We start from the raw sequence: 15,615 nt of genomic DNA on the forward strand, positions 1-15,615 counted from the left end.
GGTCAGGAGGGCTGGATCAGGCGGGCCACCACGTGCAGCCGGTCGGCGTCGGCGGTACGGCCGGGAAGGAGACCCTCTTGCCACGGCGGCTCGGTGCGCGGGCCGGGACCGTCGTGGAGCTCGAGGACCTCGAAGCCGTGCGCGGCCAGGAGGTGGCGCAGCTCCTGGGGGAGCAGCAGCCGCCATGCGGAGCGTTGTTCGACGGCTTCCGAACCGTCGTCCGCGGTCCACACGCGCGTACGGCGCAGGAGTTGGGCCGTACGGTCGACGGTGAGGGTGGTCGTGGAGCGGTAGGCGATGCCCTGCCAGGTGAACTCGTTGACCCTGGGTGTGTCGAGCAGGTCGGTGCGGCCCAGGAAGTAGGCGCCGTTGCGCATCTCCGCGACGAGCAGTCCGCCCGGGGCCACGGCACGGCGGCAGGAGGACAGGAAGGCGTCGAGCTGATCGTTGGTGTGGCAGTACAGCAGGGCGCTGTCCAGGCACACGACGGCGTCGAACGCGTCCTGACCGAGGTCGAATCCGCGCAGGTCGGCGCGCACGTAGTCGGGGCCGGAATGGTGGACGCGGGCGTGCATGAGCATCGCCTCGGAGAGGTCGGCGCCGGTCACGGTACGGCCGGCGGAGTGCAGGTGTGCGGCGTCGCGGCCGGTGCCGCAGCCCATGTCCAGCACGCGCGGGCCCACGGCGTGCCGCCGCAGGCAGTCCTCGGCCCAGCGTCCGGCCAGCCGGTCGGGGTCGGGGAAGCGGGCCTCGTACAGCTCGGGGTTGTCCGTGAGCAGGTTGTGCGCACTCGCGGTCGTCGTCGAGGTCATGTCGGTGTCCTTCCTCAGGCGGTCGCGGGTACGGCGGGCTTCGGCGGCGCCGGCAGCGATCCCAGCCGACGCAGCCAGGCCACGCCCAGCGCGGACGCGAGCCCGAAAAGCGCGCAGCACGCCCAAGGCAGCCAGCCGGCGTCGCCCCGCTCCCCGGTGTCCATGGCCCAGCCGACGACGGTGTTGCCGACGGCGGCGGCGATGCCCGAGACGACGTAGAAGATCCCGAAGTAGGTGCCGGTCAGCTCGGGGCGGCCGAAGCCGGAGATCAGCTCCATGACGAACGGCTGGGCGACCATCACGCCGAGGTAGAGCAGCAGGGCTCCCGCCAGCACGGGCAGGGCGCGCAGCGCCGCGTCCACCGTGCCGTCCGGCCCACCGGAGCCACCGGCCACCATGGCGGGCGGCAGGAACGCCAGCGTCATCAGGCCGAGCCCGGTGGAAATCCAGCGTGCCCTGTCCTTCCGCTTCTTCAGGGCGCGGGTGATGCGCAGCTGCAGGGTGAGATTGGCGAGGGTGCCGACGAGGAAGACGAGGCCGGCCGCGCCGTCCCAGCCGGTGGCCTGCCGTGCTCCGTCGGGCAGCAGCAGGTACAGCTGGTTCTCCAGGGTGAACATGCCGACCATGGCGAGCGCGAAGGCGAGGAAGGCGCGGTTGCCGAGGACCTCGCGCCAGTCCGCGAGCACCGTGCCCTTGCTCGGTTCCACCTCCCGCGCGGGCAGGACCAAAGCCTGCGCGACGGTGAGGACCGCGAAGATGCCGGCGGCGGTCAGGGCCGACGTGCGGAAGTCCACGAGCAGCAGCGCGCTGCCCAGCAGCGGGCCGATCAGTGCCCCGGTGGTGGCGAACACGTTGAACAGGGCGAACGCCTCGGCCCTGCGCTCGTCGGCCTCCTGGGCGATGTAGGCGCGTACGGCGGGGTTGAACAGCGCCCCGGCGAAGCCGCTGAGCACGGAGGCGGCTAGCAGGACGGCCAGGTTGTCGCCGAGCGCGAACAGCGCGAACCCCACCGTGCGCAGAGCACAGCCGGTGATGATCACACCCCGAGCGCCGAGCCGGTCGGAGGCCGAGCCGCCGATGATGAACAGGCCCTGCTGGCTGAGGTTGCGCACGCCGAGCACGACACCGACGACGGCGGCCGACAGGCCGAGGTTCTCGGTGAGGTGGGTGGCGAGATAGGGGATGAGGAGGTAGAAGCCGGTGTTGACGCCGAGCTGGTTGACCAGCAGGAGCTGGACCGCGAGCGGGAAGCGGCGCATCTCACGCCACGCCTTCACGGCTCACCTCCCGCAGCCCGACGCCCAGCCCGGGCAGGTCACTTGCCCGTACATAGCCGTCCTCGCCGCCGATGCCGGTCCACGGGTCGTGGGCCAGCAGCAGGTGCCCGTCGAGGTCGGCCCAGCGGGCGCGGTCGGCGAGGTGGACGGCGGACGCGAGGCCCAGGCTGCTGGCGGTCAGGCAGCCCAGCATCAGCTCCGTTCCGCTGCCGTCGATCAACTCGGCGATGCGCAGGACCGCGTGCACCCCGCCGCACTTGGCGAGCTTGACGTTGACGCCCTGGACGCGCCCGGCCAGCCGGCGCACGTCCTCCAGGTCCACGGCGTCCTCGTCGGCGATGACCGGCAGCGGTGAGCGTTCGGCCAACGCCCCCAGCGCCTCCGGGTCGCCGGGGGCGAGAGGCTGTTCGACGGCCTCGACACCGAGGTCGGCGAACCGGGGCAGCAGCGCCTCGGCCTGCGCCAGGGTCCAGGCACCGTTGGGATCGAGGAGCAGCCGGGCCCGGGGCGCGGCGTCGCGGATGACGCGGACGCGCTCGACATCGTCCTCCGGATCGGGCGCCCCCGCCTTGACCTTGAGCACCTCGAAGCCGCTCGCCGCGAGACAGCGGGCCTGCGCCGACGCGTGCGCGAGGGACGTGATGCCGATGGTGCGGGCGGTCGCGGCGACCGGAGGTCCCACGGCACCGAGGAGCCGGTGGACGGGACTGCCCGCGCGCTTGCCGACGAGGTCGAGCAGCGCCGCCTCGACGGCGGCTGTCACGGCCGGGGGAGTGCCGTCACCGGCCAACTCACCCGCTCGCAGGGCCTCCAGGGCGTTCTCGGGATCGGGGAAGCGGGCGAGCTCCGTACCGACGGCAGCGAAGAGCCCTTCAAGGGTCTCGGCGTCGAGACGGTAATAGACGCTGGTTACGGCCTCACCGTGCCCGGTGACGCCTTCGTGTTCGACGGTCAGCCACACGGCGTCGCGGGCAGACATGGTGGAGCGGGAGATGCGCAGCGGCTCGGTGAGGTCGAGGCGTACGGTGCGCCGGCTGGCCTTCACGGGTTCCTCTCCGAATGAGCGACGGCCTTCAGCGGGTCGGCGACTCGCGTGCACCGCACCCAGCCGGTTGCCTCGGCCGCGTGCGGGTGCGGGATCTCGACGGGCCGCGTGGCCGCCGTTGCGGGGTCGAGGCCGTGGGAGGTGGTGAAGTCGTCGTCGTAGACGGTGCCGAGGTAGCGGTGGGGGCCGTCGGGGAAGACGGTGGCGACGACCGCCCCGGGGTGGACGCGGGCGGCCCAGGCGGCGACCCGGGCGGCGGCGCCGGTGCTCCAGCCGCCGCTGACGAAGCTGCCGCGGGCCAGGCGGCGGCAGCTGTCGACGGCCTCGGCGGGGCCGACCCAGTGGACCTCGTCGAAGGCGTCGTAGGCGACGTTGCGCGGGTGGATGCTGCTGCCCAGGCCGCGCATCAGCCGGGGCCGGGCGGGCTGGCCGAAGATGGTGGAGCCGGTGGCGTCGACGCCGATGAGGCGCAGGGCGGGCCAGTGCCGGCGCAGTGGGCCGATGATGCCGGCGCTGTGGCCGCCGGTGCCGACGCTGCACACCAGGATGTCGAGATGGTCGAGCTGCACGGCCAGTTCGGCGGCCAGGGAGGCGTAGCCGGCGGTGTTGTCGGGGTTGTTGTACTGGTCGGGCCAGTAGGCGCCGGGCAGTTCGGCGAGCAGGTCCCGCAGCAGGGCGAGGCGTGCGGCCTGCCAGCCGCCCCGCTCGGCCGGACGGTCGGCGATCTCCAGCCGCACCCCGTGAGAGCGCAGCAACTGCCGCATGGACGGCTCGAGTTCACTGTCGCCGACCAGCACGATGGAATGGCCGAGGGCCTGGCCCGCGAAGGCGAGGCCGATGCCGAGTGTGCCGGAGGTGGACTCCACCACCGGGGCACCGGGCCGCAGCTCGCCGCGCTCACGCGCGCCCATCAGCATGGACACCGCGGCCCGGGCCTTCATCCCGCCCGCGGCGAGCCCTTCGAGTTTCGCCCAGAAACCGGGGTGCGGTTCCGGCAGGCCGGCGGTGATGCGCGCGACGGGCGTACGGCCGAGCAGGGTGAGCAGTTCCGGGCGGGCGGCGGGGCGTACGGCGGTTGCGGTCACTTGGCGCCTCCCGGACCGTCGGCGCGGTAGCGGTAGACGGTGCCAGGACCGCCGTCCAGCCAGAAGAAGGGATACGGCTCCGCACACACCGCGCTCACCCCGTGGCCCAGGAAGCGGGGCAGCACGGCGCTGCCGGTCTGGGCGAACAACACCAACTGTTTGCCGTTCCGCAGGGCGTGCTCCCGCAGCGGCTCGAACGTCCCGTTGCTCAGCGTCATACCGGACACGAGCAGCGCATCACACCGGTCGGCCTGGGCCGGCGCATCGGTGACGACCGTCTCGTCCCATTCGGTGACCCCGCCCTTGAGGTCGCAGGGAACGTAGGCCAGTTCCCGTGACCGCAGCGCCTCCAGCAGGGAATTGACCACTCCGACCACGAGCACCGTCGCCCCCGGCGACAGGTCGAGCAGTTCGACCACCGCCCGGGCCCGGGCCCGGGACTTCTCCAGCGATGTCCCGGCCGGCAGCGGTACGGGCCGGGCACCGCTGTCCTGGGTGTGCGGGGTGACGTGCATCAGGTAGGCGTCGAGGGCGGCCACGCGCACCGGCAGCAGCGGATGCTCCAGCAGCCGGGCGACGTCCGCGCCGACGCAGTCCTCGACCGCACTGTCGGGCAGCGCGCCGGGCTCGACCGCGCAACTGCCGACGGCCTCGGCCAGGCGCAGGCTGAGCACCTCGTTGCGGTAGCCGGTGCCGCGTCCGTCGTGCCGTACGGCCTGCCGCGTGGTGAAGGCCACGGCGATCCGCAGGGCGGCCGGATCAGGGCCGAGTTCGCCGGCGCGGGCCTGCGCCGTAAGTGCGTCGTACGTCGTCACGCGGGTGGACGCCGAGGTGGCGGAGGTCATCGGATCACCAGCCCGGACCGCAGCTCGCCGAGCAGCGCCTCGACCCGGTCGCGGGCGCCCAGCCCCGAGGCATCGCCCGCCATGACGTGCCCGAGGTACTCGTTGTTGCTGCCCGCGGCCTTCACCTGTTTGCCGGGCTCGGCGAGCTGCACCTCCAAGACGCCGGGCCTGTCCCGTAGTGTCCTGCCGTCCAGGGCTTCGAGCATGCCCGCGGTCTGCGGCACGAGGAAGCCGATGGCGGCGCTGCGCAGCCCGGTGTCCGTGCGCCGAAGATCGGGGGCGCGGCCCAGGGAGACGTCCACGAAGGCCGCTGCGAGGTCGATGCCGGTGACGTGGCGTATGAGTTCGGTGATGCGGTTCCCGGCGGGGCGGGGGTTGACCTCGACGACGCGCGGCCCGGCGTAGGTGAGCTTGATCTCGGTGTGCGCCACGACGCCGTCGGTCAGGCCGAGCGCCTTGAGCGCGGCGAGTGCGGTCTGTTCGGCGGCCTCGGCGTCCGCGCTCGACAGGGCGGCGGGGAACATGTGGCCGGTCTCGATGAACGCGGGCGCCCCGCCGATGCTCTTGTCGGTCACGCCGATCACATGGACCGCTCCCGCGTGCGAGACGGTCTCGACGCTCACTTCCGGGCCGTCCAGGAGTTCTTCGAGCAGCACCACGGGTGCCCGCCGCTGCCCGCGCGCGTTGACCGGGAAGTCGGCCAGCGCCCTGACGGCGGCGGCGAGTTGCTCCTCGTCGTCCACCCGGCGTACGTACATGCCCGCGCACAGGTCGACGGGCTTGACCACCAGTGGGTAGCCGATCTCCCGCGCCGCCCGCGCGATGTCGGCCCACTCCTCGTGCACGGCGAACAGCGGCCCGGGCACCCCGGCGTCGGCCAGGACACGGCGGGCGGCGTCCTTGCGGCAGGCGTTCTCCACCGCCTCGGGGCTCGACGCGGGCAGACCGAGCCGTCCGGCTATCCGCGCCACCGTCGACAGGTAGTAGTCGCAGGACGTGATCACCCCGTCGAACCCGAACACCGCGTGCAGCCGCTCGACTTCAGGCAGCAGGGCTTCTGTGTCGTTGGTGTTCGCTGTGATCAGGTTGCGCGCCCCGAGCAACGGGTGCGCCGCGCCCTCGGGCGCCGATCGCAGGTAGTGATGCAGATCGCGGGTGAGGAACGTGAACTCGTGCCCGCTCTCCCGTATCGCCCGTGGCAACAGCCTGCTCATCGATCCGACCCAGCTCTCGACCACCAGCAGATGAGCCACAGCTCCCCTTTTCGTGCGGTGTGGTTCACATGTCAGGACAGCCCGGCGAAGCCTCCGTGAGGAGACAGGCCCGGCTGTGCCGTGGACACGTTATCGGTAATCATTTTCATTGTCAGTACCTCAGTGGATCTATCTGAGGACGCTCTGTGACACCGGGCATGCGCCGCCTCGCCCTGATGTGCGCCCTGGCGGCGACCGCCTGTTACGGCGTTGACGTCATCCAGAGCCAGGCGCTGCTGCGCCGGCGCGACGCCTTCTTCTCGCGGAGCGCAGCCCGCCCGGATTGCTTCGGTCTGGCGGCAGCGCAACGGCGGTGTGGCGCGCGAAGGACTCGCTGACCGGCCCGTCAACAGCTTCGGGGCGGCCGGGTTCGGGTGGGCGGCGGGTGTGCCTGTGCAGGGACCCGGGCTGCCTGGGAAGCCGTGACACGCCGAGGTTTTTGAAAGCCGTTTTCATTTGGCTAGCGTGGGACTCCGATACGGAAGGACATCTCGATGAGTCAGACCACACCTCGTGGATACACCGTGCGCCCCGCGACACCGGCGGACGTGGACGGCGCGCGCCGCGTCATGCTCGACATCTTCTACAACGAGTTCGGATACGGGTACGTGCCCCAGTGGCACCGGGACGTGGTGGACATCGGGGGCACGTATCTTGACGATCCACGGCACCTCCTGCTCGTGGCCGTCCACGACGGCGAGGTGGTGGCCACGACGGGCGTACGGTCTCAGGGCCCCAACCACCCGCCGCATCCGCGCTGGTTGGCCGAACGCTACCCGTCCGGCACCACCGCCCAGCTCGTCCGTGTCTACGTGCGGCCCGAACACCGGCGCCGAAGGCTCGCCCGCACGCTGGTCGACACCGCCTGCGACTTCATCGCGAACACCCCAGGCTACGAACTCATCTACCTCCACACCAACGTGAACATCGAGGGGACGGAAGCCTTCTGGCGCAGTGCGGCGAAGGAGGTGTTCGACGCCCGCACCACCGGCGAACATGGACCGGGTGTCGCTACGGTGCACTTCGAGATCCCGATGTGACCGGAGGCTGCCAGCCGGTGTGAGGATCACTGCCTCACCTGCCTCCCTGCTGGCGATGGGGGATCAGCAGGGCGATGTCCTCCGTGCGTGATGCGGACCGTTCCGCTGCGCCCCGGCCGGACGCGATCCTCGCCTCCAGCACCTCTTCCATGCTCATCATGAAACTCGGCACGGCGACCGGACGCGCGTGGCAGGTGATCGGCGTGCACTTCTTCAACCCGGTGCCGGTATGGGCCACGCCGACCTCGCTGAGCCGGTTGGGGTCCTGCTCCGGGGCGACGAACTCGCGGGCGCGCCTGGCCCCGGCCATGGTGCCGCAAGTCCCCTTCATTCGGCGTTTGTTGCCGTTCACATCTCCCGGGCAACGCCGAAACGGTGAGTGACCTGTATCACATCACCCCATTGGTTACGTTGAGGTGACTGGCTATCGATGGTGAGTGTGGAGGTGCAGCAGGAGAACTCGCCGAAAGGAGAGGGGTTGACCGTGGGGTGGGTCCACTGCCGCCCTCAGGATCGGCGAGATGTCCGGCGGCGCGATGACGGTCACGGAAGAAACGTCCGGGTTGAAGCCAGTCATGGAGCCCACGGCGAACGGCTCGCTGGTCGCGGCACATGTCGACTCCGACGGCCGTCGACCTGCTGCGGATCGAGGGCGCGCGCATCGCAGGGTCTGGTTACTTCTCGGCGGGTCGGCAGTGCGAGGACGAATCGCGAGGCGAGATGTGGCTGTTCTCCGGCGACCAGGTGGCCGAGGACGCCTTCTGAGGCCAGTAGTCACGGTCGCTGGCGGGCGTCGTAGCTCTCGCGCGCCGCGAGTGCCTCGGTGAAGTGTTCCTGCGCCCAGAGGGCCTGTGCCTGAAGCGGGGCATGTCAGAGTCCGCCCCAGTGCGGTCAACTCGTACTCGACCCGGGGCGGGACCTCGCCGTACACGTGCCGGACGACGAGTCCGTCGCGTTCCAGGTCCCGGAGTGTCGCGGTGAGGACCTTGGCGCTGACGCCGTTGACGCTGGTGCGCAGGTCGCCGAAGCGCATAGGGCCGACGCTGAGCGAGATGACCACCATGGCCGTCCACTTGTTGGCAATGCGGGCGAGCGAGGTACGGGACGGTCAGGTCGCCGTCATGACATCGAAGGCCGGAAACTGTGGCACGTCACACGCCCTCATCGGTCGTGTCGAGGCGACTGTTACCGATGGTAAGCATAAGGGGCCGGCGGGCAGCAAGCGCACCAGGGCGTCGTCTGGCGTCAGCCCGGGGCCCGCCTGTGTCGGCTGACCTCGATTGCCCCGGGGTCACCGCGGGCCTGGTCGAAGTCGAACTGGGCCGAGGCAAGGCTCGGTTGACTTGTGGCGCGCTGCTGCTGGGTCGATGGGGTGCGGGGCGGTGCGGTGCAGGCCGCGGACGGGATCCCAGCCGAGCGGGGAGGCGGTGGGGACCCGGGTGAGGGCGTCGTTGACGGCGGCCAGCGCGGTGACGGGAGCCGGAAGGCCGCCGACCTGGGCGGCGAGCGGGGCGCCCTGCTGAACGACGACGACGTGACGCTCTACGGCCTGTTCGTGGAGGCGTTCGCTCGCCTCAGACCCCTGGTGCACCGCGACCTTGGAGTCCCGGGCACCTGGTTCGAGGTACTGCTGCGGCTGGGCCGCACGCCCGGGCACCGGCTGCGCATGACGGGCCTGGCGGAGGCCGTGTCCTTCAGCTCGGGCGGCTTCACCCGGCTCGCCGACCGCATGGCGAAGGAGGGTCTGATCCGACGCGACCCCGACCCCGCAGACCGACGAGCCGCACTCGCCGTACTGACCGACAAAGGAGCCGAGGCGCTCGACCGCGCCCTGACCGCCCACGTCCGTCATCTCCGCAGCCACGTCACCGGACCGCTCTCACCCGAGGACCGCCGCGACCTGGAGCGCATCCTGCGCACGCTCCGCGACGCCAACGAGTGAGTTCCGCGCGGGCGTACGGTCGCGACGGTCGCGGCGGCAGGGGGCCGGGGGTGGTGAGGCGGCGGAGCATGCCGGCGGTGGAGGCCCAGTAGGCGCGGGAGGCCGCGTTGTCAGGTCGGTGGTCGTAGTCGCGGGCGAGGCGCCGGTACAGCATGAGGCGCTTACCCTCGCCTCGTGACGGTCAGCCAGAACGACGGGGGCAGGGCCCGCCGCGTGCGTCGCGGCGGGCCCTGCCGGGGTCGGTGCGTGTCAGTAGCTCGACGTGCGACCGTTGTAGGTCCGCGCGCCGCTGTCCCACTCGCCCTTGGCGTACGAGGTCACGTTGACGTCGTTGACCATCCGGGTGTAGCAGCTCGTGGCGCCGCGCTGTACGGCGCAGGTGTACTCGCGCCCGTCGGAGTTGCGGTGGACGGTCGCGAACGGGGTGAACTGGCCGTTTCCGTAGCTCGCGCGGGAGATGCGGGCCCACGCCGCCCGGCAGCTCGGGCTGTAGCGCAGCTCCACGTACGCCTGGCCGAGCCACACCCCGCCTACGGGGGACGTCGCGTCGTCTGCGCAGTAGGTGTTGGGGTCCTTGCCCTCGCAGGACGAGCCGTAGCAGCTCGCGGTCGGGGCCGCACTCGCGGGGGCGGCGACGGCGGTGCCCGCCCCGGCCATCAACAGGACGGACGCGGCCGCGGCCCAGCGTCGAATGTTCATGTTCTGTCTCCTCTTGGGGTGTTTCTGCGTCCAGGTCGAGCCGGGCCCCTGTCGAACCCCGTACGACAGGGGACCCGGCGGCGCCGATGTGAGACGCCGTCAGGATGCTGTCCCGTGAGGCTGGTTCGTGCGGCGGAACGCCTGACGACCTGCGCCGTGAGGATCTACGGTGGACCTTGCGAAAACCTTGTGACGTCCGCCGTGGTGCCGACTGGTCACGGAGGTGGCGGATCGATCGGAGTACCAGTGGAAGCACGGCGTCAACGGTGAGACTGCACTTGCTCGGCCCTCTGGAGCTGCGGGTCGGGGGGCGGCCGCGCGAGGTGGGGCAGCCGCGCCGGCGGGCGGTCCTCGCGGCGCTGGCGACGGACGCCGGGCGTCCCGTCCCCGTGGACACCCTGATCGGCCGCGTGTGGGACGCCGATCCGCCCGACGGGGCCAGGTCGGTCCTGTACGCGCACATCAGCCGGCTGCGACGGCTCCTGGAGGACGCCGCGTCGACCGAATCAGAAGGCGACCCGCGGGACGGGGAGGGCGGGGCGCTCCGTATCGTCAGGACCTCCGGCGGCTACGTCCTGGAAGCGGGCGAGAACGCCGTCGACCTGCTGCTTTTCCGCGCGCTCGTCGCCCGGGGCCGGGCGTGCCCCGCCGAGGCCGAGCGGGCCCGTGTGCTGGAGGAGGCGCTGCGGCTGTGGCGGGGTGCGCCGCTGCCGGAGCAGGCTGGGGCGTGGGCCGAGCGCATGCGGACCGTGTGGACCGGCGAGCGGATCGAGGCGGCGCTCGACTGGGCCGGGGCCCTCCTGCACGAGGGGAGGCCGCAGGAGGTGCCCGCCCTGCTCCGCCCCCTGGCGGCCGAGCACCCCCTGTCCGAACCTCTGGCCATGATGCTCGTCCGCGCCCTGGGCGAGGCCGGGCGGAAGGCGGAGGCGGTGCACGCGTACACCGGGATCCGGCAGCAGCTGGCCGACGAACTCGGTGTGCCTCCCGGGCGTGAACTCCGGGCCAGCTACGAGGAGTTGCTTAGCGGGAGCGATGATGGGCAGCCGTCCGTCGAACCGTGCTCCGCGCCCGCCCCGACCGCCGCCCCCGCGCCAATCCCAGCCCAACTCCCCATGGATGTCTGTCCGTTCACCGGTCGTGACGAGCAACTCGCCGAACTGACAGGGCATCTGCTCGTCGGGGAGGACGTCCGCCGGACGGCGGCGGTGATCGTCTCCGCCGTCTCCGGCACCGCGGGCGTCGGCAAGACCGCGCTGGCCGTCCACTGGGCGCACCGGATGCGTGACGCCTTTCCCGACGGGCAGCTCTACGTCGATCTGCGGGGCTACGACCCGGAGGAGCCGGTGTCCGCGGCCCAGGCCCTCGCCGGGTTCCTCACCGCGCTCGGCGTCCCCGGGCCGGAGATCCCGCGGCGGCTCGACGACCGGGCGGCGCGCTACCGGACGGCCGTCGACGGACGGCGGCTGCTCGTCCTCCTCGACAACGCGGCCTCCGCCGCCCAGGTCAGACCGCTGCTGCCGGGCGGCCCGGACTGCCGGGTGCTGATCACGAGCCGGGACGCCCTGGCGTCGCTGGTGTCGGTGCACGGAGCGCACCGGGTGATCCTCGACGCGCTGTCCCCCGACAACGCGACGGCGCTGCTGCGTGCGCTGATCGGGCCGCGCGTGGACGCCGAGCAGGCCGAGGCCGCGGCCTTGGCGGAGCAGTGCGGGCGGCTGCCGCTGGCCCTGCGGGTGGCGGCCGAGCTGGTGCTGTCGCGTCCCGCCGAGTCGCTGGCCGGCCTGGTCGCCGAACTGCGGGACCGCCGACGGCGGCTCGACCTGCTGGACGGCGGCGGAGATCCGCGGGCCGCGGTGCGCGCCGTGTTCTCCTGGTCCTACGACCGTCTCCCTGAGCTGCCCGCCCGGCTGTTCCGGCTGCTGGGCCTGCATCCCGGTCCCGAGGTCGACGTCCACTCCGCCGCCGCCCTGGCCGGCGAGTCCGCCGACCGCACCCGGCGTGCGCTCGACGTGCTGGCCGGCGCGCACCTGGTGCAGCGGACCGGTCCCGGCCGGCACGGCATGCACGACCTGCTGCGGGCCTACGCCGGGGAGCTGGCCGCCCGGCACGACCCGGCGCAGGCCCGGTACGCCGCCATGGCCCGGCTGCTGGACCACTGCCTGGCGGCGTCCGCGGCGGCCATGGACCTGCTCTACCCGGCCGAACGGCATCTGCGCCCCACCGTCGAGCTGCCGGCCACCGGACTGCCGCCGCTGCGGACGGCCGAGGAGTGCCGCGCCTGGCTGGCCGCCGCCCAGCCCACCCTGGTGGCGCTGTGCTCGCGGACCGAGGAGCCCGGCCCGTCCGGGCACACCGTGCGCCTCGCCACCACCCTCCACCGTCACTACGAGCGATCCGGGCACTACGCCGACGCCCTGGCCGTCCACACCCACGCGCTGCGGGCGGCCCGCTCGGCCGGCGACGCCCGCGGCGAGGCCGACGTGCTGGTCTGTCTGGGGGCGGTGCACCGGCGGCTCGGCGACTACGACAGCGCGCAACGGCACCACGACACCGCGCTCGCGCTGTGCCGGCGCGTCGGGTACCAGGCCGGCGAGGCCCGGCACCTGACCAACGTCGGCGTGCTGCATGAACTGCGCGGGCAGTACCGGGAGGCCGCCGAGCACCACGAGCGGGCGGTCGGGCTGTTCCGCGCGGAGGGCGACGCGCACGGCGAGGCGGACGTGCTGAACAACCTGGGCATCGTGCACGAGTTGCTGGAGGACTACCAGGCGTCGATCAAGAAGTACCGCCGAGCACTGGAGCTCTACCGCTCGACGGGCCACCCGCTGGGCGAGGCCAGCGCGCTCGGCAACCTGGGCATCGTCGTGGCCCGGCTGGGCGACCACAGGGCCGCGGCCGGGTACTTCGAGCGCGCGCTGACCCTGTTCCGACGGCTCGGTAACACCGGCGGGGAGGGGCACGGCTTGTCCAACCTGGGCAACGCGCTGCACGCTCTCGGCCGGTACGACGAGGCGGCCGCGCACCAGCGCCGGGCCCTGGACCTCTTCCGCCGGACCGGGGAGCGCTACGGCGAGGCCGGCGCCCTCAACGGCCTGGGCGAGGCGTTGCACGGAACCGGACGGCACACCGAGGCCCTCGACGCGCACGCCTCAGCGCTGGACGTGGCGTCGGTGATCGTGGAACGGGAGGAACAGGCCCGCGCCCACCTCGGCATGGCCTTGGTCCGGCAGGCGCTGCGGGACCAGGAGCGGGCCGCGCACCACCTCCGGGCGGCGCTGGCGCTGTACACGGCGCTCGACTCGCCCCGCGTCGACGAGGTGCGCAAGGCGCTCCTGCTGCTGGATACACCGACCTGGACGGCCGAGGGGACCGGGGCGGAGAAGGGGAGCTAAGAGCTCGTAACGCGATCATGTTCGGGCCTTTTCGAGCCTTCTCCAGCAGATGAGACTGCAGGCGGGAAAGACGAAGGCGTCGTGCAGTTCAGTGCGGCGTTCCCAGCGGACGGCGAGGCGTTTGAACTGGTGGAGCAGGGCGAAGGTCTGCTCGACGACGTAGCGGAGCTTGCCCAGACCCTCGATGTTCGGGACGCCCCTGCGGAAGATGACGGGTAGCATGTTCCCGCCGAGGACTTCTACCACCGCGTCGGTGTGGTGCGGTGCGGACGGGACCGCGCTCGCGAACCCGCCCGCCGTGCCATGGGACCGTCCCGAATTCGAGTTCCGCGTTCCTTCGGAATGACGCGGTGTGCCGGTTCGCAGGGCACTGGCTTCGCCTGCATGGTGGCTCCCCCAAAGTGGTCCTTGCAAGACCGGTCGACCGGTCTTGCAAGGAGCGAGCACCATGCGCCGGACTGACCGCCGTCGCGTCGCCGTTCCGGCCGGCGCCTGGCGGCCACCTGCTGTTCGACCGGCACGCTTCAGGTGGCACTCCCCGCGATGGGGCAGTGCGCGTGCTCGTCCGGGTTCATCCCTGGTCCTCCGACGAGGGGTAGATCCGCCACAGCTGGGAGAGGTTCGGCCCGCCCCACATGCGGGTCAGGCCCACCAGTCGGTCGTTGCCCTGGAGGTGGTCGGCGATGGCGAGGGCGTAGCGCGGATGCACGACCGAGACCAGGTAGAAGTCATTGCCGCGCTCTGCGTGGGAGACCAGCCGCCAGTGCTGGTTGAGGCTGTCCGTGCTCTCTCGCAGAGTCACGATGTCGGGCGGGTTGGCCCCCGCGGTGAGGCAGCGGTGGTTGGCGTACGACTCGATGCGCACGGTGCCGGCGGAGTTCTGCCGCAGGAACCATCGGTGCGAGTTGTTGTCCTTGGCGAACGGGTCCTGTGCCCAGGTCTGGGTGTGGTTGCCGACACCGTCGTGCCAGTCGTTGCACATGAAGTAGGTGCCGGTGACGTGGTGGGTCATCGTCACCGATCCGCCCGCGAGCAGTACGAGGTCGCTCATGTCAGTGCTCCTCAGCCTCGAGAGTTTCTTCAGAGGGCGCCCATGAGACTCAGCGTAAAAGAGCCGGCTGTAGCTCCACAGCGTGGCCAACCGGTCGTTTACCGAGGTCAGAGCCTGTCCGGGAGATCTCGAACGGATGAACGGAGCTAGTCGAGCCGGCTAACCGAGCGTCACCCACATGTCCCGCAGGCGGCGCAACGATGTGGCAGGGCACCGCTGGATTCGAACGGGCAGGGCGAACGCCATGCGGCGGGCGGGAGCTGCAAGAACGAGAAGATGACAGCCTTCCCGACGAGCCCGCTGTCTTATTCCGTCTCCCTGTCGCTCCGGTGTGAGAGTCCGCGGCGGCATGGGCGGATTCCCGATACCAGCTCGCGGAAGTCGAACGTGCGGGTACCGCAGGACGCGGACACGAGGAAGTGTTCGGCCTTGCGTTCGTAGCGACGGTGCACACGATCGTCCAGCGACGCCGACCAGTCACACGTCGCCTGTCGACCGACCGACGCTGGTCGTACCCCGGGATCCGGCCCACGGCATGCGATACGAGTTGCTGGGCCCCTTCGAAGAGGCGTCTTACGGATAGCCGCGTACGGCGTCGCGCCCCCTTGGGAGCCCTGGTGCCGTTGGCCACTCTTCATAAGACGTTGCACTCCGGGTGAATCAATATCTGTGCTCGAGAGATCAGAGTTTGACGGACCGGGCAGTACGAGTTTCTTGCCGTGACGAGCAGAGTGGAATTATCCAACGCACACGGGCCGCTCCGGCGTGCTACTGTCTATCTCAGTTGCAGTTGTGGTTCCCAAAACTTCAAGTGCCCCCACCAGGCTTCTGCCGGTCGGGTGCACTTTTGTATTTCCGGTCATTTCCGGGCGGGGGTAATCATCGCGGCGACACGGCGTCCGCGCAGTGCGGACGCCGATGCACTGCCCCAAAGGAGATATGACATGGCTGCTGGTACCGTGAAGTGGTTCAACGCGGAAAAGGGCTTCGGCTTCATCGAGCAGGACGGTGGCGGCGCCGACGTGTTCGCCCACTACTCGAACATTGCCGCGCAGGGCTTCCGTGAGCTGCTCGAGGGCCAGAAGGTGACCTTCGACATCGCGCAGGGCCAGAAGGGCCCGACGGCCGAGAACATCGTTCCGGCCTGACGCTCGCGCGCAATCCGTAGCTGGGG

The 15,615-nt window shown here is 71.3% G+C and carries 15 protein-coding genes and 3 pseudogenes; 7 read left to right on the top strand and 11 right to left on the bottom strand.

Annotated elements, in window-relative coordinates; genetic code table 11:
* Window positions 1–2: 2 nt before the first annotated feature.
* Genes ACZ5TL_RS26815 through ACZ5TL_RS26840 form a run of 6 tightly spaced genes read right to left on the bottom strand, consistent with a single transcriptional unit; the run spans window position 3 to window position 6,317 of the window.
* Complete coding sequence (locus ACZ5TL_RS26815) at window positions 3–812, bottom strand: class I SAM-dependent DNA methyltransferase (RefSeq protein ID WP_468592925.1); 810 nt, start codon at window positions 810–812, stop codon at window positions 3–5.
* 14 nt (window positions 813–826) lie between these two features.
* The gene (locus ACZ5TL_RS26820; protein WP_468592927.1) at window positions 827–2,089 is read right to left on the bottom strand and encodes an MFS transporter; all 1,263 of its coding nucleotides are present in this window, start codon (window positions 2,087–2,089) and stop codon (window positions 827–829) included.
* A complete protein-coding gene (locus ACZ5TL_RS26825; protein WP_468592929.1) occupies window positions 2,073–3,134 on the bottom strand; it encodes a mandelate racemase/muconate lactonizing enzyme family protein in 1,062 nt (353 codons plus the stop codon). The genes ACZ5TL_RS26820 and ACZ5TL_RS26825 overlap by 17 nt, the downstream gene beginning before the upstream one ends.
* A complete protein-coding gene (locus tag ACZ5TL_RS26830; RefSeq protein ID WP_468592930.1) occupies window positions 3,131–4,219 on the bottom strand; it encodes a PLP-dependent cysteine synthase family protein in 1,089 nt (362 codons plus the stop codon). Before ACZ5TL_RS26830 ends, ACZ5TL_RS26825 begins: the two co-directional genes overlap by 4 nt.
* On the bottom strand, window positions 4,216–5,064 hold the full coding sequence (locus ACZ5TL_RS26835) for a Rossmann-like domain-containing protein (RefSeq protein ID WP_468592931.1): 849 nt from the start codon (window positions 5,062–5,064) through the stop codon (window positions 4,216–4,218). Before ACZ5TL_RS26835 ends, ACZ5TL_RS26830 begins: the two co-directional genes overlap by 4 nt.
* A complete protein-coding gene (locus ACZ5TL_RS26840) occupies window positions 5,061–6,317 on the bottom strand; it encodes an ATP-grasp domain-containing protein (RefSeq protein ID WP_468592932.1) in 1,257 nt (418 codons plus the stop codon). Before ACZ5TL_RS26840 ends, ACZ5TL_RS26835 begins: the two co-directional genes overlap by 4 nt.
* A 494-nt stretch (window positions 6,318–6,811) precedes the next feature.
* Here ACZ5TL_RS26840 and ACZ5TL_RS26845 point away from each other — a divergent pair, with 494 nt between their 5' ends.
* The 3 genes from ACZ5TL_RS26845 (at window position 6,812) to ACZ5TL_RS26855 (ending at window position 8,122) form a co-directional block, all read left to right on the top strand.
* On the top strand, window positions 6,812–7,357 hold the full coding sequence (locus tag ACZ5TL_RS26845) for a GNAT family N-acetyltransferase (protein WP_468592933.1): 546 nt from the start codon (window positions 6,812–6,814) through the stop codon (window positions 7,355–7,357).
* 158 nt (window positions 7,358–7,515) lie between these two features.
* Entirely contained in the window at window positions 7,516–7,740 is a 225-nt protein-coding gene (locus ACZ5TL_RS26850) for a hypothetical protein (protein WP_468593011.1), read from the top strand.
* Between the two features lie 229 nt (window positions 7,741–7,969).
* Window positions 7,970–8,122 (top strand): hypothetical protein, encoded by a 153-nt coding sequence (locus ACZ5TL_RS26855; protein ID WP_468593014.1) that lies wholly within the window; start codon window positions 7,970–7,972, stop codon window positions 8,120–8,122.
* Between the two features lie 163 nt (window positions 8,123–8,285).
* Here the strand turns inward: ACZ5TL_RS26855 and ACZ5TL_RS26860 are convergent.
* Window positions 8,286–8,420, bottom strand: a pseudogene (locus tag ACZ5TL_RS26860) (winged helix-turn-helix transcriptional regulator); the annotation flags it as partial.
* 324 nt (window positions 8,421–8,744) lie between these two features.
* On the opposite strand from ACZ5TL_RS26860, the gene ACZ5TL_RS26865 reads away from it, so the two are divergent.
* Complete coding sequence (locus tag ACZ5TL_RS26865; RefSeq protein ID WP_468592935.1) at window positions 8,745–9,299, top strand: MarR family winged helix-turn-helix transcriptional regulator; 555 nt, start codon at window positions 8,745–8,747, stop codon at window positions 9,297–9,299.
* Between the two features lie 40 nt (window positions 9,300–9,339).
* Here ACZ5TL_RS26865 and ACZ5TL_RS26870 read toward each other — a convergent pair.
* Window positions 9,340–9,456 (bottom strand): annotated as a pseudogene (locus tag ACZ5TL_RS26870) (IS5/IS1182 family transposase); the annotation flags it as partial.
* A 92-nt stretch (window positions 9,457–9,548) separates the two neighbouring features.
* Window positions 9,549–9,998 (bottom strand): DUF2690 domain-containing protein, encoded by a 450-nt coding sequence (locus ACZ5TL_RS26875; RefSeq protein ID WP_468592937.1) that lies wholly within the window; start codon window positions 9,996–9,998, stop codon window positions 9,549–9,551.
* 266 nt (window positions 9,999–10,264) lie between these two features.
* Between ACZ5TL_RS26875 and ACZ5TL_RS26880 the strand changes: the two genes are divergently transcribed.
* Window positions 10,265–13,390 (top strand): AfsR/SARP family transcriptional regulator, encoded by a 3,126-nt coding sequence (locus tag ACZ5TL_RS26880; protein WP_468592938.1) that lies wholly within the window; start codon window positions 10,265–10,267, stop codon window positions 13,388–13,390.
* Window positions 13,391–13,405: 15 nt separating this feature from the next.
* Here the strand turns inward: ACZ5TL_RS26880 and ACZ5TL_RS26885 are convergent, their stop codons facing one another.
* Window positions 13,406–13,612 (bottom strand): hypothetical protein, encoded by a 207-nt coding sequence (locus tag ACZ5TL_RS26885; protein ID WP_468592940.1) that lies wholly within the window; start codon window positions 13,610–13,612, stop codon window positions 13,406–13,408.
* On the opposite strand from ACZ5TL_RS26885, the pseudogene ACZ5TL_RS26890 reads away from it, so the two are divergent.
* Window positions 13,610–13,736, top strand: a pseudogene (locus ACZ5TL_RS26890) (GNAT family N-acetyltransferase); the annotation flags it as partial. The gene ACZ5TL_RS26885 and the pseudogene ACZ5TL_RS26890 sit on opposite strands and share 3 nt — an antisense overlap.
* Window positions 13,737–13,961: 225 nt before the next feature.
* Here ACZ5TL_RS26890 and ACZ5TL_RS26895 read toward each other — a convergent pair.
* Window positions 13,962–14,441: an RICIN domain-containing protein gene (locus ACZ5TL_RS26895; protein WP_468592942.1), complete on the bottom strand. Its 480-nt coding sequence runs from the start codon at window positions 14,439–14,441 to the stop codon at window positions 13,962–13,964.
* A 944-nt stretch (window positions 14,442–15,385) separates the two neighbouring features.
* Here ACZ5TL_RS26895 and ACZ5TL_RS26900 point away from each other — a divergent pair.
* Complete coding sequence (locus ACZ5TL_RS26900; RefSeq protein WP_023586116.1) at window positions 15,386–15,589, top strand: cold-shock protein; 204 nt, start codon at window positions 15,386–15,388, stop codon at window positions 15,587–15,589.
* The last annotated feature ends 26 nt before the right edge of the window (window positions 15,590–15,615 follow it).

It is taken from the genome of Streptomyces sp. NPDC033136, assembly GCF_055578235.1.

Bases quoted from the DNA above. Each gene is read 5' to 3' on its own strand.
- ACZ5TL_RS26815 (WP_468592925.1), bottom strand. From the start codon at position 812: ATGACCTCGACGACGACCGCGAGTGCGCACAACCTGCTCACGGACAAC.
- ACZ5TL_RS26835 (WP_468592931.1), bottom strand. From the start codon at position 5,064: ATGACCTCCGCCACCTCGGCGTCCACCCGCGTGACGACGTACGACGCA.
- ACZ5TL_RS26845 (WP_468592933.1), top strand. From the start codon at position 6,812: ATGAGTCAGACCACACCTCGTGGATACACCGTGCGCCCCGCGACACCG.
- ACZ5TL_RS26850 (WP_468593011.1), top strand. From the start codon at position 7,516: ATGAAACTCGGCACGGCGACCGGACGCGCGTGGCAGGTGATCGGCGTG.
- ACZ5TL_RS26855 (WP_468593014.1), top strand. From the start codon at position 7,970: ATGTCGACTCCGACGGCCGTCGACCTGCTGCGGATCGAGGGCGCGCGC.
- ACZ5TL_RS26875 (WP_468592937.1), bottom strand. From the start codon at position 9,998: ATGAACATTCGACGCTGGGCCGCGGCCGCGTCCGTCCTGTTGATGGCC.
- ACZ5TL_RS26885 (WP_468592940.1), bottom strand. From the start codon at position 13,612: ATGCTACCCGTCATCTTCCGCAGGGGCGTCCCGAACATCGAGGGTCTG.
- ACZ5TL_RS26895 (WP_468592942.1), bottom strand. From the start codon at position 14,441: ATGAGCGACCTCGTACTGCTCGCGGGCGGATCGGTGACGATGACCCAC.
- ACZ5TL_RS26900 (WP_023586116.1), top strand. From the start codon at position 15,386: ATGGCTGCTGGTACCGTGAAGTGGTTCAACGCGGAAAAGGGCTTCGGC.